This is a genomic window from Rahnella contaminans (assembly GCF_011065485.1).
Taxonomy (GTDB): domain Bacteria; phylum Pseudomonadota; class Gammaproteobacteria; order Enterobacterales; family Enterobacteriaceae; genus Rahnella; species Rahnella contaminans.
Window position 1 is genome coordinate 1,171,852 of sequence record NZ_JAADJS010000001.1, and the last position, 21,928, is coordinate 1,193,779.

The following is a 21,928-nucleotide window of genomic DNA, read 5'->3' on the forward strand; positions in this document are numbered from 1 at the left end:
CGGGAGGTTATTTCATCACTTATCCACTCTTTGCGTTACCGTTTCCCCGCTGCGATCACAGAAATAAAGAAACATAATTTCAGAATTAAAAATCTCAATAGCCGCAACCGCTTACAACCGTTAAAACCTGTACTCTCCCTTTTCATATGGACATTGAAGCAATGAGTACAGAAATCCTTTCGGTCAAGGAAAAGATTGGATATGGATTAGGCGACGCCGCCAGTCATATCATTTTTGATAATGTCATGCTGTACATGATGTTTTTCTACACCGACATTTTCGGCATTCCCGCCGGATACGTCGGCACCATGTTCCTGTTGGCCCGCGCACTCGATGCTATCTCTGACCCCTGCATGGGATTGCTGGCTGACCGCACCCGCACGCGTTGGGGCAAATTCCGCCCTTACGTCCTGTTCGGCGCGATCCCTTTCGGCATCGTCTGCGTCTTCACCTACACCACGCCGGAACTGAGCATGACCGGCAAAATGATCTACGCCGCCATCACTTACACGCTGCTCACGCTGATGTATACCGTGGTCAACATTCCGTATTGCGCACTCGGCGGTGTGATTACCTCGAACCCGACACAGCGTATTTCGCTGCAATCCTACCGCTTCGTGCTGGCGACGGCGGGCGGCATGCTGAGCACCGTGCTGATGATGCCGCTGGTAAAACTCATTGGCGGCGAAAATCAGGCGCTGGGTTATCAGGGCGGCATTGCCGTACTGGCGATTGTCGCGGCCATCATGCTGGCAATCTGTTTTGCCACGACCAAAGAGCGTATCGATCCGGGCAAACCGACCGGCACCATGCGCGAGGATTTGCGCGACATCTGGCATAACGATCAATGGCGTATTGTGGGGCTGCTGACCATCCTTAACATCATCGCCGTGGCGGTACGCGGCGGCGCCATGATGTATTACGTCACCTATATTCTCGGCAATCCGCTGCTGTTCGTCTGGTTCCTCGGCGTCTATTCCGTCGGCAATCTGTTCGGCAGCGCACTCGCCAAACCGCTCACCGACTGGAAATGCAAAGTGAGCGTGTTTTGGTGGACCAACGCTATTCTTGCCGTACTCAGCGTCGCTATGTTCTTCCTGCCGGTTCATGGCAGCCTCGCGATGTTTGCGTTCATCTTTGTGATCGGCGTACTGCATCAGCTGGTGACGCCAATTCAGTGGGTCATGATGTCCGACACCGTGGATTACGGTGAATGGAACGACGGCAAACGCCTGACCGGTATCAGCTTTGCGGGGACCTTATTTGTACTCAAACTCGGTCTGGCATTGGCGGGCGCGATGATCGGCTGGATGCTGGCCGGTGCCGGTTATCAGTCCGGTGCTGCCACGCAGAACGCGACCACGCTGGCCTGCATCGTCGCGCTGTTCACGCTGGTGCCCGCCGCCTGTTACCTGCTGAGCGCGATCATCTGCAAGCGTTATTACATCCTGCGCACGCCGCTGCTGCGCCGCATACTTGACGAAGTTGCGCAAGGCATCCGCCGCAATCAGCAAGAATTTATGAAATGACATTTTTGGACTTAACGGAATATGCCCCAAATCATTCGTGCTGAATCAAGGCGACAGCTGCCAACGCACAGTCAGTGCGAAGGATGAAGGGCAAAAGGAGGACATAATGAAGATAAGTGACGGCAACTGGTTGATACAAGAGGGTTTAGTTTTAACGCACCCTTTACAGGTATTCGAAGTTCAGCGCGCCGGAAACGAAATGGTGATTTACGCGGCGCCGAAAGACGCCTCTGAGCGCGCCAGCCAGCTCGATTCCCCGCTGTTTACGCTGCGTTTTTTCTCGCCGCAAACCGGTGTGATTGGCGTACGCATTACCCATTTTGACGGCGAAACGGACAAGGGCCCGCATTATCCGCTAATCCAATCCGACACACCGGAGCTGCGCTTTGAAGACAATGCGGAATTCGCTGCATTGCACAGCGGTTCGCTGAGCGTCCGCGTGACCAAAGGCGATAACTGGACGCTCGATTTCCTGCGCGATGGCCGCCGAATTACCGGCAGCGTAGCGAAATCCAACGGTTACGTGCAGGACAACAAATCGCACAAAACCTACATGATGGAGCGGTTGGATCTGGGTGTCGGCGAAACGGTTTACGGGCTGGGAGAACGCTTCACCGCGCTGGTTAAAAACGGGCAAACCGTCGAAACCTGGAACCGCGACGGCGGCACCAGCACCGAGCAATCCTACAAAAACATTCCGTTCTATTTGACAAACCGCGGCTACGGTGTGCTGGTGAACCATCCGGAATGCGTGTCGTTTGAAGTCGGTTCCGAGAAAGTGTCGAAAGTGCAGTTCAGCGTGGAAGGCGAATACCTCGAATATTTCGTCATCGACGGTCCGACGCCGAAAAAAGTACTCGACCGTTATACGCGCCTGACCGGCCGCCCTGCGCTGCCGCCCGCCTGGTCATTTGGCCTGTGGCTGACCACATCCTTCACCACCAATTACGACGAAGCAACGGTCAACAGCTTTATCGACGGCATGGCCGAACGCAATCTGCCGCTGCACGTTTTCCATTTCGACTGCTTCTGGATGAAAGCTTTCCAGTGGTGCGATTTTGAATGGGATCCGCAAACTTTCCCGGATCCGCAGGGCATGTTGCAGCGCCTGAAAGCACGCGGTCTGAAAATCTGCGTGTGGATAAACCCGTACATCGGGCAGAAATCTCCGCTGTTCCATGAAGGCAAAGAGAAAGGGTATCTGCTCAAACGTCCGGACGGCCGCGTATGGCAGTGGGATAAATGGCAGGCCGGGATGGGCATTGTCGATTTCACCAATCCGCAGGCCTGCGAATGGTACGCCGGACACCTGAAACGGCTGGTGGATATGGGCGTGGATTGCTTCAAGACAGACTTCGGCGAGCGCATTCCTACAGATGTGGTCTGGCACGACGGCTGCGACCCGCAGAAAATGCACAACCATTACGCGTTTGTGTACAACAAGCTGGTGTACGAAACGTTGCAGGATAAACTCGGCGCATCCGAAGCTGTGTTGTTTGCCCGTTCGGCCTCCGTGGGCGCGCAGCAATTCCCGGTTCACTGGGGCGGCGACTGTTACGCCACTTACGAATCCATGGCGGAAAGCCTGCGCGGTGGCCTGTCCATCGGGTTGTCCGGGTTCGGGTTCTGGAGCCACGACATCGGCGGTTTCGAAAACACCGCACCGGCGCATATCTACAAACGCTGGTGCGCCTTCGGCCTGCTGTCGAGCCACAGCCGCCTGCATGGCAGTAAATCCTATCGTGTACCCTGGGTTTATGACGACGAAGCCTGCGATGTGGTGCGCCAGTTCACGCAACTGAAGTGCCGCCTGATGCCGTATCTTTATCCGGCCTCCGCGCAGGCCGCTAAAAGCGGAACGCCGGTCATGCGCGCCATGATGCTGGAATTCCCGGAAGATCCGGCCTGCGATTATCTCGACCGGCAATACATGCTCGGCGATAACCTGCTGGTCGCGCCAGTCTTCAGTGAACAAGGCGACGTGGATTTTTATCTGCCTCAGGGCCGCTGGACGCACCTGCTCAGCAACGAGGTGGCACAAGGTTCACGCTGGCACCGTCAGCAGCATGGCTTCGACAGCCTGCCACTGTACGTCCGCCCGAACACGTTACTGGCGACAGGCAGCAACAGTGAAAAACCGGATTACGACTACAGCGAGCGTCCGGAATTCCATCTGTTCGAGCTGGAAGATGGCGCAATTGCTGAGAGCCGTCTGACCGACCTGCATGGGAATGTGGTCTTTACGCTGAACGCACACCGCAGCGGTAATACGCTGACGCTGACCACGGAAGGCCAGGCCACCGGCTGGACGTTGTGCCTGCGCAATATTCACAGCGTCTCGAAATGCAGTCTGGCGACCACTTCGGCGACAGCGCAAGGAATACGCGTGACGCCGGAACACGGCAGTCATCAGTTTGTTATTGTTTTATAAATGACGTTATAAAAACCGTCGTATCAGCTTTAATACACAGCCCCGTCGCAAGTTCAGCGCGGGGCTTTTTTCTGGCTTTAGCACTCTGATTTATACGTCCTGATAGACGCTTTCGCCGTGAATACTGCGGTACTCTTTCGGTGTCATTTCATAGCCTTTCCTGAATACTGAATAGAAATATTGCAGTGACGGATACCCGCACATTTGCGATATCTCATTGATGGAAATCGACGTGGCGGCCAGAAGGTTACGGGCGCGGTCGAGCTTTTCTTCGTGGATCACGCCGTGAATGGTTTGCCCGGTTTCATCTTTAAAACGCTTCTCCAGGTTAGATCGTGACATGCCGATAGCGTCCAGAACCTGCTCGACTTTGATGCCTTTACAAGCGTGATAACGGATGTAATGCATCGCCTGAATCACCGCCGGATCCCGCAAAGAGCGGAAATCCGTTGAACGACGTTCGACGACTTTGACCGGAGGAACCAGAATGCGCTGCAACGGCAGGTCGCGCTGATCCAGCAACTGATGCAGAAGTTTTGCCGCGCGATAGCCCATCTGCCGCGTGCCCTGCACCACGGAAGACAACGCCACGCGGGAAAGATAGCGGGTTAATTCCTCGTTATCGATTCCAATGACGCTGAGCTTTTCAGGCACGGGAATATTCAGATGTTCACAGACCTGCAATAAATGCCGGGCGCGGGCGTCGGTGACGGCGATAATGCCGGTTTGCTGCGGCAGCGTTTGTATCCAGTCCGCCAGCCGGTTTTGCGCGTGCTGCCAGTTCTCCGGTGCGGTTTCCATTCCCTGATACACCACGCCCTGATACTGCTCGGCTGACACCAGTTTCCTGAAAGCAAATTCGCGCTCCTGCGCCCAGCGTTTTCCGCCCGCATCGGGCAAGCCGTAAAAGGCAAAACGGTTGATGCCCTTCTCTTTCAGGTGCATAAACGCGGCTTCGACCAGCGCGTGGTTATCGGTCGCGATGTAGTGAACCGGCGGGTAATCTTCTTCCCGATGATAAGACCCGCCGACACCGACAATCGGCACATTAAGATCTTCGAGCAGGGTTTCAATTTCGCGGTCATCAAAGTCTGCGATGACACCGTCGCCCAGCCAGTCTTTAATGTTGTCGATACGGCAGCGAAAATCCTCTTCAATGAAGATATCCCAGTCGCTTTGCGAGGCCTGCAAATATTCGCCAACGCCTTCCACAACCTGACGGTCGTAAACTTTGTTCGCGTTAAATAACAGCGTGATCCGATAGCGTTTCTCAAACATGCCTGTTTCTCACCGATGATCAAATAGGCTGAAGCCCTGTTCAAATGCGCGCATGAACAGGGCGGGTTACATGGGTCTGGTGGTCAATAGCACAACGCCGGTTCTGCGTGGCGTTGGCAATCATAATATGTGAAGCTCCTCGGAGTTTTGTGAGTGACTGTCCGTAAACGTACGATTTACCGGCGGTGTTATGCGCGGCGCTTAGTCGCAGAATCCATCCACACCGCCAGCAGTAAAATCGCGCCTTTGACGATGTACTGCCAGAACGTCGGGACATCGAGCATGCTCATGCCGTTATCGAGCGACGCCATGATAAACGCGCCCATCACCGCACCGGCTACGCTGCCGACACCCCCGGCCAGGCTGGTGCCGCCAATGACACAGGCCGCAATCGCATCAAGCTCAGCAATGTTACCTGCTGATGGCGAACCTGCGCCCAGACGTGAGCTCAGAATTAACCCGGCAATCGCCACCATCAGGCCGTTGATGGCAAATACCGCCAGCTTACTGCGCTCGACGTTAACACCCGACAGTCTGGCGGCTTCGATGTTGCCGCCAATAGCATAAATACGGCGGCCAAAGGACGTGCGCGATGCCATGAACATTCCGCCGAGCATCAGCGCCACCAGAATCAGCACCGGCGTCGGTACGCCGCGATAATCGTTGAGCAGATAAATCGCGCCCAGCGCAATAATTGCAGTCAGCGCCTGACGGGTGACGTGGCTTTTCGCCGCCGTGACCGGCAGGCCGAGCGCAGCACGCTGGTTACGACGGCGCCATTGCCAGCCGATAAACAACGCCAGAGCAACTGCGCCGATGCCAAAGCCGAAGGAATCGGGCAGATAACTCTGGCCGATTAAGGACATCGCCGGCGTGGTCGGTGCAACCGTCGTCCCGCTGGTGATCCCAATCAGAATGCCACGAAACGCCAGCATTCCGGCGAGGGTTACGATAAACGAAGGCACTTTGCGGTAAGCCACCCACCAGCCGTTCCATGCACCCAGTAGCAGTCCCAGCGCCAGCGTGACGATAATAGTCACCGGTAACGGCCAGCCTAACCAGACGTCAAAAATGGCCGCTGCGCCACCGAGCAGGCCCATCATCGAACCGACGGACAAATCGATTTCGGCAGAGATAATCACAAAGACCATGCCCACAGCCAAAATGCCGGTGATGGCGGTCTGGCGCAGCAGGTTGGAAATGTTACGCGCACTGATATACGCGCCATCAGTTGTCAGGCTGAAAAAAACGATGATCACTGCAATGGCCGCCAGCATGACAAAAACCTGAAGGTTGATGTTCTTCAGCTTCGGTACAGACAATGCACGGCCGTTTTCACCCTCGCCCGCCGCAGCGGATGGGTTTCCCGGTTGGGGAAATTTAGACATGAGCTTCACTCCTCAGGGCAGCTTCCATAACCTGTTCCTGACTTAAATTATTGTTATCCAGACAGGCCTTTACCTGCCCGAGATGCATAACCACTATGCGGTCGCTGAGCCCCAGCACTTCGGGTAATTCGGAGGAAATGACAATAATCGCCATCCCCTGTGCCGCCAGCTGGGCGATCAGTTTGTAGATTTCATGTTTCGCCCCGACGTCGATGCCGCGCGTCGGCTCGTCGAGAATTAAGATTTTGGGTTTGAGTAACAGGCAACGGGCAAGAATGGCTTTTTGCTGATTACCGCCGCTGAGACGACCAATCGCCAGCTCAGGCGAGGACGTTTTAATCTTGAGCTGTCTGACCGATTCGCTGATGGTGTGCTGCTCCTGCGCTTCGCGCAGCACACCACCGCCGCTGAACTGGTCTAATGCCGCCAGCGTGATATTGCTGCCCACCGCCATTACCGGCACAATGCCGTCGCGTTTGCGATCTTCCGGCACCATCGCCAGGCCACGGCGCATGGCGTCACGGCAACCGCTGATTTCCACCTTCTCTCCGCCAAGCCAGATATCCCCGTTCCAGCGTCCCGGATACACTCCGAATAAACACTCCATCGTTTCTGTTCTCCCGGCCCCGACCAGCCCGGCCACGCCCAGCACCTCGCCTTTATGCAGGGTAAATCCGGCGTTATCGACGCGTTTGATGTGGCGGTTTACCGGATGCCAGGCCGTGAGATTTTCGATGCGGAGCACTTCCTCGCCAATCTGGCGTTCACGGGGAGGAAACAGCTCGGTCAGCTCACGCCCTACCATCATCGAAATAATGTCTTTTTCCGACGTGCTGGCAGCCTCACAGGTCGCAATGTGCCGACCGTCGCGGATCACACACAGCTTGTCCGAAATGGCTTTGACCTCATTGAGCTTGTGCGAAATATAAATACAGGCGATATCGTGATGCCTCAGGTCGCGGATAATATCGAGAAGCACGGCCGTTTCGCTTTCGGTAAGCGACGCGGTCGGTTCATCCAGCACCAGCAAACGCACCTGTTTGTTCAGCGCTTTGGCGATTTCCACCAGTTGACGCTGACCCAGGCCGAGTTCACCCACCGGCGTATGCGGGTCGATATCCAGCTTCACCTGCGCCAGCATGCGCTGGCAGCGCAAATACATATTGTCAGTATCAAGCATTCCGTAACGGCCCCACTCGTTACCCAGAAACATGTTTTCCAGCACGCTGAGTTGTTTCACCAGCGCCAACTCCTGATGAATAATCGCAATCCCTTTTTGTTCGGTATCGCGTATCCCTTTTGCGGTCAGACGTTCCCCTGCGAAATAAATTTCCCCTTCATACGTGCCGCCGGGATAAATACCGCATAACACTTTCATTAATGTGGATTTACCGGATCCATTCTCTCCGCACAGTGATAACACTTCCCCGGCCGATAACGTCAGGCTGATATTATCTACGGCTTTGACCGCGCCAAATTTCTTGGTGATATTGCGCATATCCAGCAGGGCTGATTTTTCATATTTCTCTGGCATAGTATTTTATCCTGATAAAAACAACACGCCGCAAAGACGTGTTGTTTTCATAGAAAATATTGAAAAATTAAAGGTCGGATTTTTTATGGAATCCGTCAGCCACCACGGTACTTTCGATATTATTTTTATCGACCTGAATCGGTGTTAATAAATAAGAAGGGACTTCTTTTTTCCCGTTATTTAACGTGGCGTTAGATTTTGGTGTTTCCCCCTTGCCTAACTGAACAGCAATTTCCGCCGCATCGTTGGCCAGTTTTGTGATGGGTTTATACACCGTCATGGTCTGTGTGCCAGCTTCGATACGTTTGATAGCGGCCAGATCCGCGTCCTGCCCGGAAATGGCAACTTTGCCCGCCAGACCCTGTGCGGATAAGGCCTGAACCGCACCGCCCGCCGTGGCATCGTTGGACGCCACAACCGCATCAATCTTGTTGTTATTGGCCGTCAGCGCGTTTTCCATGATCTTCAGCGCATTCTCCGGTAGCCAGCCGTCGGCCCACTGATCGCCGACCACTTTGATCTTTCCGTCTTTGATTAACGGATTCAGCACTTTCATTTGCCCTGCGCGGAACAGCTTGGCGTTGTTATCCACTGGCGAGCCGCCCATCAGGAAGTAATTACCCTGCGGCACGCGGTCTACCAGGCTTTGCGCCTGAAGCTCGCCCACTTTTTCGTTATCAAACGAGATATAAAAATCGATATCGGCGTTGTTGATCATACGGTCATAGGCCAGCACTTTGATGCCTTCACGCCTGGCTTCGGCTATCACGTTGCTCAGCACTTCACCGTTATAAGGAATGATGACCAGCACATCGACGCCCCGGTTAATCATATTCTCGATCTGCGCCATCTGTGTTTCTTCATTGCCATTGGCAGACTGAACAAAAACATCCGCGCCCAGCGTTTTGGCTTTAGCCACGAAAATATCGCGGTCTTTTTGCCAGCGCTCTAAACGTAAGTCATCAATTGCCATACCAATTTTAATTTCTTTCGCGAGCCCTGACTGGCTGAACAATACTAAAGCGGCACAGGCAGAAAGAATTATTTTATTCATTTTCATCATGTCAGACCTTTTATAAGAATAAGAAGCGGCAGATACAGAGAAACTCGTACAGAAATGACCCAAAGATTGTTGACGCTGGGTTATTAATCGGCAATTGCAGATTTTAATCACTGCGTTATGTTTTTTTGTTTATTCTCGGAATTATGATGGGGATCATGGTTTGATTGTAATAAACACAACATAAGTGCAATTATTCTCGAGGCATCATGGAGAACGAATAAAAACGCTAAACAGAACGGCTTATTTATGCGATCTGACGCACACTTAATAATTCTATTAATTTGAGTGTGAAATAACGTAATTGTGAGAAGCCCCGTCAACTCCGAAGATAGAAGCTCAGCCTCCCAGTCCCGCTGGGCCCGTTTTCAAGGAGTTATTCAATGCACGCATATTTCGACAAGCTCGACGCCGTTCGCTACGAAGGTGCTAACAGCACTAACCCGCTGGCATTCCGTCATTACAACCCTGAAGAAGTGATCCTCGGCAAAACCATGGCTGAGCATCTGCGTTTTGCGGCGTGTTACTGGCACACATTCTGCTGGAATGGTAACGATATGTTCGGCGTGGGCGCTTTTGACCGCCCGTGGCAGCAACCCGGTGATGCGCTGGAACTGGCAAAACGCAAAGCCGACGTGGCTTTCGAATTCTTCAAAAAACTGAACGTCCCTTACTACTGCTTCCACGATGTCGATGTCTCGCCGGAAGGCGCAACGGTCAAAGAATACATTAATAACTTCGCTATCATGACCGACGTTCTGGCGCAAAAACAGGAATCCAGCGGCATAAAACTTTTGTGGGGCACGGCTAACTGCTTCACCAATCCCCGCTACGGCGCGGGTGCGGCCACCAATCCCAATCCGGAAATCTACAGCTGGGCAGCCACACAGGTGGTTCACGCGATGAACGCCACCCAACAACTGGGCGGCGAAAATTACGTGTTGTGGGGTGGCCGTGAAGGTTACGAAACCCTGCTCAATACTGACCTGCGCCAGGAACGCGAACAGCTTGGCCGCTTCATGCAAATGGTCGTTGAACACAAGCACAAAATCGGTTTTCAGGGCACGTTGCTTATCGAACCAAAACCGCAGGAACCGACCAAACATCAGTACGATTATGACGTGGCTTCTGTATACGGTTTCCTGAAGCAATTTGGGCTGGAAAAAGAGATCAAAGTGAACATCGAAGCTAACCACGCCACGCTGGCGGGTCACTCTTTCCACCATGAAATTGCCAATGCGATTGCACTGGGGATCTTCGGTTCCGTGGATGCCAACCGCGGCGACCCGCAGTGCGGCTGGGATACCGACCAGTTCCCGAACAGCGTCGAAGAAAACGCGCTGGTAATGTATGAAATCATTAAAGCGGGCGGCTTCACCACCGGCGGCCTGAACTTCGATTCCAAAGTACGTCGTCAGAGCACCGACAAATATGACCTGTTCTACGGTCATATCGGCGGCATGGACACCATGGCGCTGGCGCTTAAAGTCGCCGCGCGCATGATTGAAAGCCGCGAGCTGGATAAACACGTCGCACAGCGTTACGCGGGCTGGAACACCGAGTTCGGTCAGCAGATCCTGCAAGGTAAAATGTCGCTGGAGTCCCTGAGCCACTACGCGCAGCAACATGCGTTAGCGCCTCAGCATCAGAGCGGCCAGCAGGAACGTCTCGAAAATCTGGTTAACCGTTATCTGTTTGGTTAATTTACCAGGATGGAAAACGCCCTGCTGCCCGAGGTTTGCAGGGCGTGGAACGTTCAGGAAACGGGTTAACCCATCAACCTTCTCCCGCGCGCCCATGTTGTCATCACCGCCCTGCGTGGAGCAGGAAAAAGGAAAATGTATGTATCTTGGTCTGGATCTGGGCACCTCTGGCGTGAAAGCCATTTTACTCAGCGAAGAAGGTCAGGTTGTTGCCAGCCACAGTGAGGCGTTAACCCTTTCCCGTCCGCACCCGTTATGGTCTGAACAAAATCCTGCCGACTGGTGGGCCGCAACGGATAAAGCGGTGACTGCGCTTGCCAAAACACACGCGCTCAAAGACGTCAAAGCCCTCGGGCTGACCGGCCAGATGCACGGTGCCACTGTGCTTGATGCTCATCAGCAGGTTTTACGCCCGGCGATTTTATGGAACGATGGCCGCAGCTCCAGCCAGTGCGAAACACTGGAAAAAAACGTCCCCGATTCGCGCCAGATCACCGGCAACCTGATGATGCCGGGTTTTACCGCGCCGAAGCTGCTTTGGCTGCGTGAGAATGAACCTGAATTATTTGCGAAAATCGATAAGGTTTTATTACCCAAAGATTATCTGCGCTGGCTGATGACCGGCGTTTTCGCCAGCGATATGTCAGACGCGGCGGGCACAATGTGGCTGGACGTCGCAAAACGCGACTGGAGCGAAACGTTGCTGGCCGCCACCGGCCTCACACGTGATCATATGCCCGCGCTGTTTGAAGGCAATCAGATCACCGGCCACTTGTTACCGGAACTCGCGTCACGCTGGAAAATGGATTCCGTACCGGTGATTGCGGGCGGTGGCGATAATGCGGCGGGCGCGGTGGGCGTCGGCCTCTATAAAACCGGGCAAGCCATGTTATCGCTGGGCACATCCGGCGTTTACTTCGCGGTCAGCGACGGTTTTCTCAGTAATCCGCAGCAGGCCGTCCACAGTTTCTGCCATGCCCTGCCCGATACCTGGCACCTGATGTCCGTGATGCTCAGCGCCGCGTCCTGCCTGGATTGGGCAGCAAAACTCACCGGCACCGCCTCCGTGGGTGAACTCATCAGCCTCGCCGAAAAAACGCCCCCTGCAGCTTCCCCGGTCTGGTTCCTGCCGTATCTTTCCGGTGAACGCACACCGCACAACAACCCGAATGCCAAAGGCACGCTGTTTGGCCTGACGCATGAGCACGGCCAGTCGGATATCGCCCGCGCCGTACTGGAAGGCGTCGGTTTTGCACTGGCCGACGGCATGGATGTGCTTCACGCCACCGGCCTGAAACCGCACAGCATCATCCTGATTGGCGGCGGCGCGCGCAGCCCTTACTGGCGGCAGATGCTGGCAGACATCAGCGGTGAAACGCTGGAGTACCGCACCGGCGGGGATGTCGGCCCGGCACTAGGGGCAGCGAGACTGGCGCAGATCGCCGTGAATGCCCGTAAACCGATGGCAGAGTTTTTACCACCGCTGCCGCTGGAGCAGGTTCATGAGCCGGACATGGCTAAGCACACAGATTATCTCGCGCGACGCGAAGTCTTCAGGGAGTTGTATGTGAGGCTTGAGGGGCTGATGTGATGGTAGATTGACCATCGTGGCAATTCGTAGCTGACCGAGAATATTTCTGTTTTTCAATTGCTGTGATCGCTCAGCGGTTCGCGCCGAAACCGACCAGAGGTGGAAAACCGCGTATTTTTTCGCGCGGTTTGTAATCCAACTGGAAGGAACCGCGCAGCGGCGGGATTTTGCGGCAATAGCCGGAGCCGCTGGAAAATAGCCAGCGAGCGGAAGCGCGCAGTGAAAAAGCGCGGGAGTCCAGAGGGTGCGCGCTTACGCGCCCTCTGGGCCAGTTTGGCCGGCGAGCCCAAGGTGTTGACCGGCACTTACGGATATATCCCTTTAAACACCGTTTTCTTCCTCGGCTCCGACATGATCCCCTCCAGCGCCTCCACGCATTTCAGATAATGTGGCGTTTTCTTGTGCGCCAGCACCGCTTCATTATCCCGGTAGGCTTCGTAGATGAAGAACTTTGTCGGTTCGTGTTCATCCTGCAACACGTCAAACCGCAGGTTGCCCTCTTCTTTTACCGCGCCCAGATGATTGGCGTGAAACACTTCCAGGAATTCGTCAATTTTGTCCGGTTTCACATTAATCTCAACCAGCGTCACTTCCATGATTTACCCCTTTTCACTCAGGAACAGTTCGTAGGCATGCGCAACGCTGGCGTTTTCATGCACCACCGCTTTGACCGCGTGCAGCATGGCGACCGGCGATTCAGACTGGAAGATGTTGCGGCCCATATCCACACCCGATGCGCCCTGATCGATGGCCTGATAACACATTTCCAGGGCCTCGCGTTCCGGCAGTTTCTTACCTCCGGCAATTACAATCGGTACCGGACAACCGGCGGCGATGCGCTCGAAACCGCTGTCCACGTAGTAAGTTTTGATGATGTTCGCGCCCATTTCTGCCGCAATGCGCGTTGCCAGAGAGAAATATCGCTGGTCGCGCGCCATGTCTTTACCGACGCCGGTGACCGCCATCGTCGGCATGCCGTAACGCATCCCCTGATCCACCAGCTGAATGATGTTTTTGATCGACTGATGTTCGTGTTCGCTACCGATGTAAACCTGTGCGGCCATCGCGGCAACGTTCAGGCGCAGCGCGTCTTCAATGGCGACCGCCACCGTTTCGTTGGAAAGCTCAGTCAGGATCGAATTGCCGCCGGAGGCGCGCATCACGATCGGTTTATTGATGGCGGCGGGCACCACGCTGCGCAGCACGCCGCGGGTACACATCAGCACATCGGTATGCGGAAACAGCGGCGCAATATTGATGTCGATGCGTTCGAGGCCGGTGGTCGGCCCCTGAAAATATCCGTGATCAAACGCCAGCATGACGGTCCGGCCGGAATCCGGATTAAAAATCCGCGCCAGCCGGGACTGCATTCCCCAGTCGAGCTGTCCGCTGCCCTTGAGGAAAAACGCATGGTTATCCTGCGGCGTACCGATGCCGAAGTTTTTACCGTCTCTGATATCGTCCAAATCTGCCATTTCAGTATCTCCTTAGCTGCAAACCGTTATCGTCAGAAATCGTATTTCGCAATGTTGTCTTTGGTGAAGACCACGCGCTCAGGCAATAACACGATGCCGTTGCCTTTGGCCTCATACTGGTAGCCCTGCACGCTGTTCGGCACCACTTCCACCGCTCCGACGCCCGGCACATCCAGCTTGTCACCCACGTTAAGCTCGCCTTTTTTCAGTAACTGATCGGCGACGTAAACCGAAATTTTGCCCTGACTGACCACGTCCCACAGGCCGAACTGTTTCACCGTGCCGCGCTCAACGTACGGGCGCATAACGTTTGGTGTGCTGAAGCCGACAATGGTCACATTAGTGCGTTTAAGGTTTTCTGCCGCCTGCGCGGCCGCCGGTAATGCGTTGGCATCCGGCGCGATAATGGCATCCAGATCGCTGTAAGATTTGAGGATCCCTTCGGCGGTTTGCAGTGATTTGGTGGCGTCGTTATAGCCATACTGCGTGGTCACCACCTCCCAGCCCGGATGCTCTTTGGCGATTTTGGCTTTCGCCTCTTTCACCCACTGGTTCTGGTCGGTGACCGTCGGGCTGGAGTAGAAGAATGCCACTTTGGCTTTTTCTTTGGTGACCTGGCTGGAGGTCATATCGACCAGCATGGAACCGAGCTGCTGCGGTGTGCCCTGATTGATGTAAATTGAGCGGCACTCCGGTTTGGTGTCGGAATCCCAAGTCAGCACTTTCACGCCGCGCTGCATGGCGCGTTTGAGCGCCGGGCACAGGCCGTCCGGAGAAACCGCCGCCACCACAATGGCGTTGTAGCCCTGATTGACGAAGTTATTGATCATCTGCACCTGACCGGACACGCTCGGTTCGGTCGGGCCATCGTAAGTGACATCCACGCCCAGCGCTTTGCCCGCCGCCGTTGCGCCGTTGCCACCGCTGGTGAAATAGCCGACACCCACCAGTTTCGGGATAAACGCGATACGTTCAGCGGCCTGCGCACTCAGGCACGCAAGGCTCACGGCGCTGGCGATTAGCATGGTTTTCAGCATTTTTGTATTCATCTTGCACCCCGGTTCATTTGGTGAATAAAGAAGGAGAAGACGCAGACCCGCGCTGGCGATAACGCTGGAAAACACTGCGGATAAGACCACGGTTGAGGCTGGCAGAACGGCCAATCACCACCAGAATCAGCAGCGCACCCGAAAGCGCGCTGGACACCTGGCTGGATACGCCGATCATCTGCAAACCCTGCTGTAAGTACCCGATCAGCAGCGTCGCCAGCGCCGTGCCGAGAATGGAACCTGAGCCGCCGTAAATATTGGCTCCGCCTAACACCACGGCGGTGATCGCGGGCATCAGCAAGGAGACGCCGAGATCAGAACGCGCGGAACCGAAATAGGAGGTCATGACGATCGCCGCCACCGCCGACGCCAGCCCGGTCATGCCGTATAACGCAAACGCCGTGCGGCTGACCGGCAGCGCGCCGTAGCGTGCCACGCGGGCATTCTGGCCGATAAGAAAGACGTTGCGGCCGGTGCGGCTGCGGTGCATCAGCAGCCAGAAAAACAGCGTGGCGAGCAGGAAAATCAGCAGTGGCATCGGCAGACCGAAAATCACCTGATTCGCAATATTTGTAAACGCATCGGGGAAGTTACCGATTCCTTCAAAACCGGTCGCGCCCGCCAGCCCGGAAAGCAGTAAGGCGCTGCCGCCAAACAGGTATAGCGTGCCGAGGGTGATCACCAGCGGATTGACGCCGGTATAAAGAATGAGTGCCGCATTGAGCAGGCCGCAGGCCAGACCGAGCGCGAGCGTCAGAATGATAGCGACCACCAGCGGAATCCCCGCCTGACACAACACGCCCAGCGCGATGGCACACAATCCGATGGTCGAACCGAACGAAATATCAATGCCACCGCTGACAATCACCAGCGTTAACGGCAGCGCCACAATGCCTATAGTGATGAAGTCGCTGGTGCTGAACAGCAGCGTATTGGCATCCAGCATGCGCGGGTTTGCGATGCCGAATAGCGCAATTTCAAGGATCAGCAGCACCAGTAATGCTGCTTCCCAGCCGTAGTTGCGTAAGGAATTCATCACATCACCCCGCTTTTTTACCGGTGCTTAACCGGCGTGTGAGATGTTTCGGCTGCTGGCTTTTATATCCGGCAGATTTCTTTTGAACCGGCGGGCTGGCTGCCAGAAAACGGGCATATTTCTGGCGGCGCAGATTTTTCTGCAAGGCCTGCCGCAACCGACCGTCGAGCACCAGAACGCCGAGCAATACCAGTCCGGCGATAAAATCGTTCCACCAGGCAGGCAGGCGCAGCAACACCAGAACGCTGTCGATTTGCGTCAGGAAATACGCGCCCAGCACTGCACCGAGAATAGAGCCGGTACCGCCGAGCAGGCTGATCCCGCCCAGTACGCAGGCCGCGATGGCTTTCATTTCCAGCCCGCTGCCGGTCTGGTTAGGCACGAAACCGATTTGCGAGGCGAAAACAATCCCCGCGATGGCGGCCATCACGCCGTTGATGCCAAACGCGAGAATGCGCACCCGGTTAACCGCCACGCCGAGCTGTCGTGCGCCCTGTAAGTTATCGCCCACCGCGTAAAAGCTGCGGCCAAACGCCGTCCGGCTGAGTACACAGAACATCGCCACCAGCAGAACAATCACCAGCCAGCCGAGCGCGGAGACGTTAAGAAACACCGGGGCCGACAGGGATTTCAGCCCGGCGGGTAAGCCTTCAATCCATTTACCGCCGGTCATGAGCAACATCAGGCCGCGGTATAAACCGAGCGTCCCCAGCGTGGCAACAATCGCCGGGATGCGCAGCCAGGCGACCAGTACGCCGTTGAACAATCCCGACAGCAAACCGGTGCCGAGCGTCAGCAGGCAAGCCAGCGTCAGGTCAACGCCGCTGTTAAGCAAAACGCCGAGCGTCACCGCGCAAAGGCCGGTGATTGACCCTACCGAGACGTCTATGTTGCGCGTCAGCATGACCAGCGTTGCGCCCATCGCCAGCAGCATCAGGATCTGCGCGCTGCCGAAAATCATGCTCAGCGTCTGGAAGCTGAACGACTGGTTGTCCATCACCCCGAGCAGCGCAAACAGCGCAATAATCGCCATCAGCGCGGTCAGTTCACGGTTGTTTTGGATCCGCTTCAGCATGAGGTTCCTCCGGTGTCTGCCGTCTGGGGATGATTACCAAAGGCAATGTGCATGATGTTGTTAACGTTGATTTCACTGCCCTGCAATTCGCCACTCATTTCGCCCTGATGCATGACGAAAACGCGGTCGGCCAGCCCTTCTATTTCGTCCAGATCCGATGAAATCAGAATGACCGCGACGTTCTGTTCCACGACGTTTCGCAACAGCTGATAGATGTCGGCGCGGGCGGCAACGTCAACGCCGCGCGTCGGTTCATCGACAATCAGCACCGCCGGTTGCGCTTCCAGACATTTGGCAATGAGCAGTTTTTGCTGATTCCCGCCGGAGAGCGTGCGCGCCGTTTGTGCGCCGTCGCGATATCTGATGCCCAGCGCGCGGTGATAACGCTCCAGTACCGCCGCTTCACGTTTGATATTCAGCCACCAGCTTTGCCGGTTAAACGTCAGCGACGTGGTGTTCCAGCTCAGCGGCGCATCAAGGTATAAGCCGGACGCCTGCCGGTCTTCCGGCAGATAAACCAGCCCCTTTTTCAGGCGTTGTACGGTATTCAGCCCGCTGATGTCTTGCTGCATCAGAAGAACCTGACCACTTTGGGCATCACGCAGGCCGTAAAGCGTTTCCGCCAGTTCGGTGCGCCCTGCCCCCACAACGCCTGCCAGCCCGACGATTTCCCCGGCGCGGACGCTAAAGGAAATATTGATAAACCCTTCACCGGTGAGATTGAGCACCTCTAAAACCGGCTCGCTCACCCCCCTGTTTCCTGCTGACGCCTGGCGACGCGTGCCGGGTAAATCCAGCCACAGTTTTTGTTCTGCCGGTAAGGCGGCATCCTGCGTGTGGGGTGTAATGGCACGAATTAAGGCGTCGTTATCCAATTCGGTGAGCGTACCGCTCAGGGCAATTTTGCCGTCGCGCATGACGCTGACACGGTCACTGATGGCGCGGATCTCAGGCAGTTTGTGCGAGATAAACACCACACCCACGCCGCCCGCCGTCAGATGACGAACCTGAGTGAATAAGCGGGCGGATTCCGCCGGTGTCAGCGAGGCGGTCGGTTCATCGAGGATCAGCAGACGGGCGTCGCGCATCAGCCCGCGCAGGATTTCCACCAGTTGCTGATCGGCGACTTCTAATGTGCCCGCCAGCGCGCCGAGCGGCAGATTGCAGCCCAGTTCCGTCAGGGTTTGTTGCAGCTTTATCTCGCTGTTCTGATGCGCCGGTAAACGGAAGAGGATGTTTTCGCGCACGGTCAGGCTGGGAAATAGCATCGGTTCCTGCGGCACCAGATAGATTCCGGCCTGATGTGCTTTCGCAGGCGAGCGTGCCAGCAGCGGTTCACCGTTTAACAGCATCCTGCCGCAGTCTGCGGTTTCAACACCGGCAATGATTTTCATCAGCGTGGATTTCCCCGCGCCATTGCCGCCGAGCAGCGCATGCACTTCTCCACGTTGCAGGCTGAAATCGATATCTTTCAGCACCGCCACGCCGGAAAAGCTTTTACTGACACCGCTCACTTCCAGCAGTGGCGCGGCAGATATCGGGGAATGTGCTGAATGCTCGCTGTGTTGCATACATCAACCTCAGGCCGGATACATTTAATGAACAAATGTATTTATAATTTAACATTGTTCATAAACCTAGTCTGACGCGCTGAGGAAAACTTTTGCGCTGATCACAGTTTGTTCAACTCATAGAGTCTGCGATATGATTCAACCAGAATTCATTTGGAATTTGCCAAACACATCACAGTTAACAACATTTCGTTGACGAACAATTGATCTACATTTTGATAAGTGTTCACTATGAATGATAAGACAACGCTTTCTGATCTGACTAACCTTCCGGAATTCAGCATGGGCGAAGAAGAACTGCTGGCGCGCACCGCCTGGTTCTATTACCACGACGGTCTGACCCAGAATGAGATTGGTGAACGACTTGGCCTGACGCGGCTGAAAGTGTCGCGTCTGCTGGAAAAAGGCCGGCAATCCGGGGTGATCCGCGTGCAAATCAACTCGCGTTTTGAGGGGTGTCTGGCGCTGGAAAACACCCTGCTCGAACGTTTTGGTTTACAGCAGATCCGCGTCCTGCCGCAGCTTGCCGACGGTTCGCTGAGTGCCCGTCTGGGTGTCGGCGCGGCGCATATGCTGATGACTTTGCTGAAACCTGAACAACTGCTGGCGGTCGGATTTGGCGAAACGGCCATGAGTACGCTGCAACATCTGAGCGGCTTTATCGCCTCACAGCAGATCAGGATGGTCACGCTTTCCGGCGGTGTCGGCCCGTATATGACCGGCATCGGGCAGCTCGACGCGGCCTGCGGTGTCAGCATTATTCCCGCGCCACTGCGTGCCTCATCGGCCAGCGTGGCGGCGATTTTCCGGCAGGAACGCAATGTTCATGACGTGATGCTGGCGGCCTGCGCGGCGGATATTGCGGTGGTCGGCATCGGTTCGCTGAACCAGAAACAGGAAGCGACGATCTTGCGCTCCGGTTATATCAGCGAAGGCGAACAGTTGCTGTTTGGTCGCAAAGGCGCGGTCGGCGACATCCTCGGCTTCTTTATGCAGCGAAGCGGCGAGCTGGCGGAAAACATGGCGATCCACGATGAACTGATCGCCGTCGCGCCCGCGGATCTTGCAAGTATTCCGACTGTTTTAGGGGTGGCAGGCGGCGTCGAGAAAGCCGAAGCCATCGTCGCGGCGCTGAAAGGCAAACGAATTAACGCACTGGTTACTGAAGAGAGCACAGCAAGAGCCATGCTGGCGTTGCTCGACTGACCCGCAGGGAGTGAGGGGTGTGGCGGTCAGGTAAACGGTGCCCGATAAACTGGCACGAGAGAACGTAGCGATGACCTCTACCCTGAACTCTGACGACGATCGTAGCTATTTAATGGCGCTGGATGCCGGTACCGGCAGTATCCGTGCGGTGATTTTCAATCTCGAAGGCGAACAGATTGCCGCCGGACAGGCCGAGTGGATCCATCTGGCACTGCCGGATGTGCCCGGTTCGATGGAGTTTGATCTGCATAAAAACTGGCAGCTCGCCTGCCAGTGTATCCGCCAGGCGCTGCACGAAGCGCATCTCCCCGCCTCAGCCATCCGCGCCGTCGCCGCCTGTTCAATGCGCGAAGGGATTGTGCTTTACGATAAATCCGGTGAACCGATCTGGGCCTGCGCTAACGTTGATGCCCGCGCCAGCCGTGAAGTTTCCGAGCTGAAAGAAATCCACGATTTCGAATTTGAACGCGAAGTGTATGAATGCTCCGGCCAGACGCTGGCGCTCAGCGCTATGCCACGCCTGCTGTGGCTGGCGCACCATCGGCCAGACATTTACCGTCAGGCCGCGACCGTCACCATGATCAGCGACTGGCTGGCCTGTATGCTCAGCGGCGAGCTGGCAGTTGACCCGTCTAACGCCGGCACCACCGGCATGCTGGATCTGGCGACCCGCAACTGGCGGCCTGAGCTGTTAGACATGGCCGGGCTGCGCGCCGATATGCTTTCCCCCGTCGCCGAAACCGGCACGCGTCTGGGCTATGTCACCGCCAGCGCGGCGGAACTCAGCGGCCTGAAAGCCGGCACGCCCGTCGGCATGGGCGGCGGCGATGCCCAGCTCGGCACCCTCGGTTTAGGGCTGGTGCGCCCCGGTCAGACCGCCGTTTTAGGCGGTACTTTCTGGCAGCAGATTGTGAATTTACCGGAGCCGGTCACCGATCCGGAGATGAACATCCGCGTCAATCCGCACGTCATTCCCGGCATGGCGCAGGCCGAATCCATCAGTTTCTTTACCGGCCTGACGATGCGTTGGTTCCGCGACGCATTCTGCACCGAAGAGAAAACCCTCGCCGGACGGCTGGGCGTAGATGCTTACAGCCTGCTGGAAGACATGGCCGCGCGCGTGCCGGTGGGTTCGTGGGGCGTGACGCCGGTCTTCTCCGATGCAATGCATTTTAAAAACTGGTATCACGCCGCGCCGTCGTTTATCAATCTGTCCATCGACCCGGAAAAGTGCAACAAACCGACGCTGTTCCGCGCGCTCGAGGAAAATGCCGCCATCGTCTCGGCCTGTAATCTGGATATGATCGCCCGCTTTTCCGGCGTGCGCGCAAAATCGCTGGTGTTCTCCGGCGGCGGTTCGAAAGGAAAGCTGTGGTGTCAGATTCTGAGTGATGTCACCGGCGTTCCGGTCAGCGTGCCGGTCGTGAAAGAAGCCACCGCGTTGGGCTGCGCGATTGCGGCCGGTGTCGCGGCAGGCGTTTATGCCTCGCTGGCCGATACCGGAGAAGCACTGGTGCGCTGGGAACGGGAATATCAGCCGGACGTGGCGAATCACGCGAAGTATCGGGTGCAGAAAGCCAACTGGCAGGAAGTGTACGCGGATCAGCTGAGGCTGGTGGACAGGCAACTGACGACGTCGATGTGGAAAGCACCCGGGTTGTGATGCTAAAGGTGGATGGTTTAAAAAAAACTTCAAGACCTTGGCTCTCGCCGCCCAAACTGGCCCAAAGGGCGCGTTAACGCGCGCGCCCTCCGGACACCCGCGCTTTTTAACTGCGAGCGGCTGCGCGTGTTGTAAAAGACGTGGAGATTCCAAAGAGGCCCCGTCCTGGGCTCTTTGGTCGGTTTCGGCGCAGCACGTTAAGTGATCACTGCTATTGAGAAACCGAAACTTGCGCCGTACTGCTTTTAAAACCGCCTGGTGCGGTGATCACTGCTACTGAGAAACCGAAACTTGCACCAGCCCGCAATTGAAAATCGCAATGCGGCGATCTCCGCAATC

The 21,928-nt window shown here is 55.9% G+C and carries 16 protein-coding genes; 6 read left to right on the forward strand and 10 right to left on the reverse strand.

Going from position 1 to position 21,928, the window contains the following annotated elements; translation table 11 throughout:
- The first annotated feature begins 161 nt into the window (after positions 1-161).
- A complete protein-coding gene (locus GW579_RS05225) occupies positions 162-1,529 on the forward strand; it encodes a glycoside-pentoside-hexuronide family transporter (RefSeq protein WP_152326938.1) in 1,368 nt (455 codons plus the stop codon).
- A gap of 106 nt (positions 1,530-1,635) precedes the next feature.
- Entirely contained in the window at positions 1,636-3,960 is a 2,325-nt protein-coding gene (gene yicI / locus GW579_RS05230) for an alpha-xylosidase (protein ID WP_165057912.1), read from the forward strand.
- Positions 3,961-4,050: 90 nt separating this feature from the next.
- Here yicI and xylR read toward each other — a convergent pair whose 3' ends face one another.
- The 4 genes from xylR to xylF form a co-directional block, all read right to left on the reverse strand.
- The gene (xylR, locus tag GW579_RS05235; RefSeq protein ID WP_152326936.1) at positions 4,051-5,238 is read right to left on the reverse strand and encodes a D-xylose utilization transcriptional activator XylR; all 1,188 of its coding nucleotides are present in this window, start codon (positions 5,236-5,238) and stop codon (positions 4,051-4,053) included.
- Between the two features lie 188 nt (positions 5,239-5,426).
- Complete coding sequence (gene xylH, locus GW579_RS05240; protein WP_229893360.1) at positions 5,427-6,626, reverse strand: xylose ABC transporter permease XylH; 1,200 nt, start codon at positions 6,624-6,626, stop codon at positions 5,427-5,429.
- Positions 6,619-8,160 carry a xylose ABC transporter ATP-binding protein gene (locus GW579_RS05245; protein ID WP_165057914.1) on the reverse strand — a complete coding sequence of 514 codons (1,542 nt, stop codon included), beginning with the start codon at positions 8,158-8,160 and terminating at the stop codon, positions 6,619-6,621. Before GW579_RS05245 ends, xylH begins: the two co-directional genes overlap by 8 nt.
- Positions 8,161-8,227: 67 nt before the next feature.
- The gene (gene xylF, locus GW579_RS05250) at positions 8,228-9,220 is read right to left on the reverse strand and encodes a D-xylose ABC transporter substrate-binding protein (protein WP_152327189.1); all 993 of its coding nucleotides are present in this window, start codon (positions 9,218-9,220) and stop codon (positions 8,228-8,230) included.
- A gap of 383 nt (positions 9,221-9,603) precedes the next feature.
- Here xylF and xylA point away from each other — a divergent pair, with 383 nt between their 5' ends.
- Positions 9,604-10,923, forward strand: a complete 1,320-nt coding sequence (gene xylA / locus GW579_RS05255; protein ID WP_165057916.1) for a xylose isomerase — start codon at positions 9,604-9,606, stop codon at positions 10,921-10,923.
- A 139-nt stretch (positions 10,924-11,062) separates the two neighbouring features.
- Positions 11,063-12,514, forward strand: a complete 1,452-nt coding sequence (xylB, locus tag GW579_RS05260) for a xylulokinase (protein ID WP_165057918.1) — start codon at positions 11,063-11,065, stop codon at positions 12,512-12,514.
- A gap of 305 nt (positions 12,515-12,819) precedes the next feature.
- Here xylB and lsrG read toward each other — a convergent pair whose 3' ends face one another.
- Genes lsrG through lsrA form a run of 6 tightly spaced genes read right to left on the reverse strand, consistent with a single transcriptional unit; the run spans position 12,820 to position 18,720 of the window.
- Complete coding sequence (lsrG, locus tag GW579_RS05265; RefSeq protein WP_152326931.1) at positions 12,820-13,110, reverse strand: (4S)-4-hydroxy-5-phosphonooxypentane-2,3-dione isomerase; 291 nt, start codon at positions 13,108-13,110, stop codon at positions 12,820-12,822.
- 3 nt (positions 13,111-13,113) lie between these two features.
- Positions 13,114-13,989 (reverse strand): 3-hydroxy-5-phosphonooxypentane-2,4-dione thiolase, encoded by an 876-nt coding sequence (lsrF, locus tag GW579_RS05270; protein WP_152326930.1) that lies wholly within the window; start codon positions 13,987-13,989, stop codon positions 13,114-13,116.
- 32 nt (positions 13,990-14,021) lie between these two features.
- Complete coding sequence (gene lsrB, locus GW579_RS05275; protein ID WP_374101295.1) at positions 14,022-15,026, reverse strand: autoinducer 2 ABC transporter substrate-binding protein LsrB; 1,005 nt, start codon at positions 15,024-15,026, stop codon at positions 14,022-14,024.
- Positions 15,027-15,051: 25 nt separating this feature from the next.
- Complete coding sequence (gene lsrD / locus GW579_RS05280; RefSeq protein WP_165057920.1) at positions 15,052-16,074, reverse strand: autoinducer 2 ABC transporter permease LsrD; 1,023 nt, start codon at positions 16,072-16,074, stop codon at positions 15,052-15,054.
- Positions 16,075-16,078: 4 nt separating this feature from the next.
- Positions 16,079-17,149, reverse strand: a complete 1,071-nt coding sequence (lsrC, locus tag GW579_RS05285) for an autoinducer 2 ABC transporter permease LsrC (RefSeq protein ID WP_165057921.1) — start codon at positions 17,147-17,149, stop codon at positions 16,079-16,081.
- Entirely contained in the window at positions 17,143-18,720 is a 1,578-nt protein-coding gene (lsrA, locus tag GW579_RS05290; RefSeq protein ID WP_165057923.1) for an autoinducer 2 ABC transporter ATP-binding protein LsrA, read from the reverse strand. The genes lsrC and lsrA overlap by 7 nt, the downstream gene beginning before the upstream one ends.
- A gap of 231 nt (positions 18,721-18,951) precedes the next feature.
- Here lsrA and lsrR point away from each other — a divergent pair, with 231 nt between their 5' ends.
- Positions 18,952-19,926, forward strand: a complete 975-nt coding sequence (lsrR, locus tag GW579_RS05295; RefSeq protein ID WP_152326925.1) for a transcriptional regulator LsrR — start codon at positions 18,952-18,954, stop codon at positions 19,924-19,926.
- Positions 19,927-19,996: 70 nt separating this feature from the next.
- A complete protein-coding gene (gene lsrK / locus GW579_RS05300; protein ID WP_165058729.1) occupies positions 19,997-21,589 on the forward strand; it encodes an autoinducer-2 kinase in 1,593 nt (530 codons plus the stop codon).
- Positions 21,590-21,928: the final 339 nt, after the last annotated feature.

Coding starts and splice junctions, on each gene's coding strand:
- GW579_RS05225 (WP_152326938.1), top strand. CDS start 162: ATGAGTACAGAAATCCTTTCGGTCAAGGAAAAGATTGGATATGGATTA.
- yicI (WP_165057912.1), top strand. CDS start 1,636: ATGAAGATAAGTGACGGCAACTGGTTGATACAAGAGGGTTTAGTTTTA.
- xylR (WP_152326936.1), bottom strand. CDS start 5,238: ATGTTTGAGAAACGCTATCGGATCACGCTGTTATTTAACGCGAACAAA.
- xylH (WP_229893360.1), bottom strand. CDS start 6,626: ATGTCTAAATTTCCCCAACCGGGAAACCCATCCGCTGCGGCGGGCGAG.
- GW579_RS05245 (WP_165057914.1), bottom strand. CDS start 8,160: ATGCCAGAGAAATATGAAAAATCAGCCCTGCTGGATATGCGCAATATC.
- xylF (WP_152327189.1), bottom strand. CDS start 9,220: ATGAAAATGAATAAAATAATTCTTTCTGCCTGTGCCGCTTTAGTATTG.
- xylA (WP_165057916.1), top strand. CDS start 9,604: ATGCACGCATATTTCGACAAGCTCGACGCCGTTCGCTACGAAGGTGCT.
- xylB (WP_165057918.1), top strand. CDS start 11,063: ATGTATCTTGGTCTGGATCTGGGCACCTCTGGCGTGAAAGCCATTTTA.
- lsrG (WP_152326931.1), bottom strand. CDS start 13,110: ATGGAAGTGACGCTGGTTGAGATTAATGTGAAACCGGACAAAATTGAC.
- lsrF (WP_152326930.1), bottom strand. CDS start 13,989: ATGGCAGATTTGGACGATATCAGAGACGGTAAAAACTTCGGCATCGGT.
- lsrB (WP_374101295.1), bottom strand. CDS start 15,026: ATGCTGAAAACCATGCTAATCGCCAGCGCCGTGAGCCTTGCGTGCCTG.
- lsrD (WP_165057920.1), bottom strand. CDS start 16,074: ATGAATTCCTTACGCAACTACGGCTGGGAAGCAGCATTACTGGTGCTG.
- lsrC (WP_165057921.1), bottom strand. CDS start 17,149: ATGCTGAAGCGGATCCAAAACAACCGTGAACTGACCGCGCTGATGGCG.
- lsrA (WP_165057923.1), bottom strand. CDS start 18,720: ATGCAACACAGCGAGCATTCAGCACATTCCCCGATATCTGCCGCGCCA.
- lsrR (WP_152326925.1), top strand. CDS start 18,952: ATGAATGATAAGACAACGCTTTCTGATCTGACTAACCTTCCGGAATTC.
- lsrK (WP_165058729.1), top strand. CDS start 19,997: ATGACCTCTACCCTGAACTCTGACGACGATCGTAGCTATTTAATGGCG.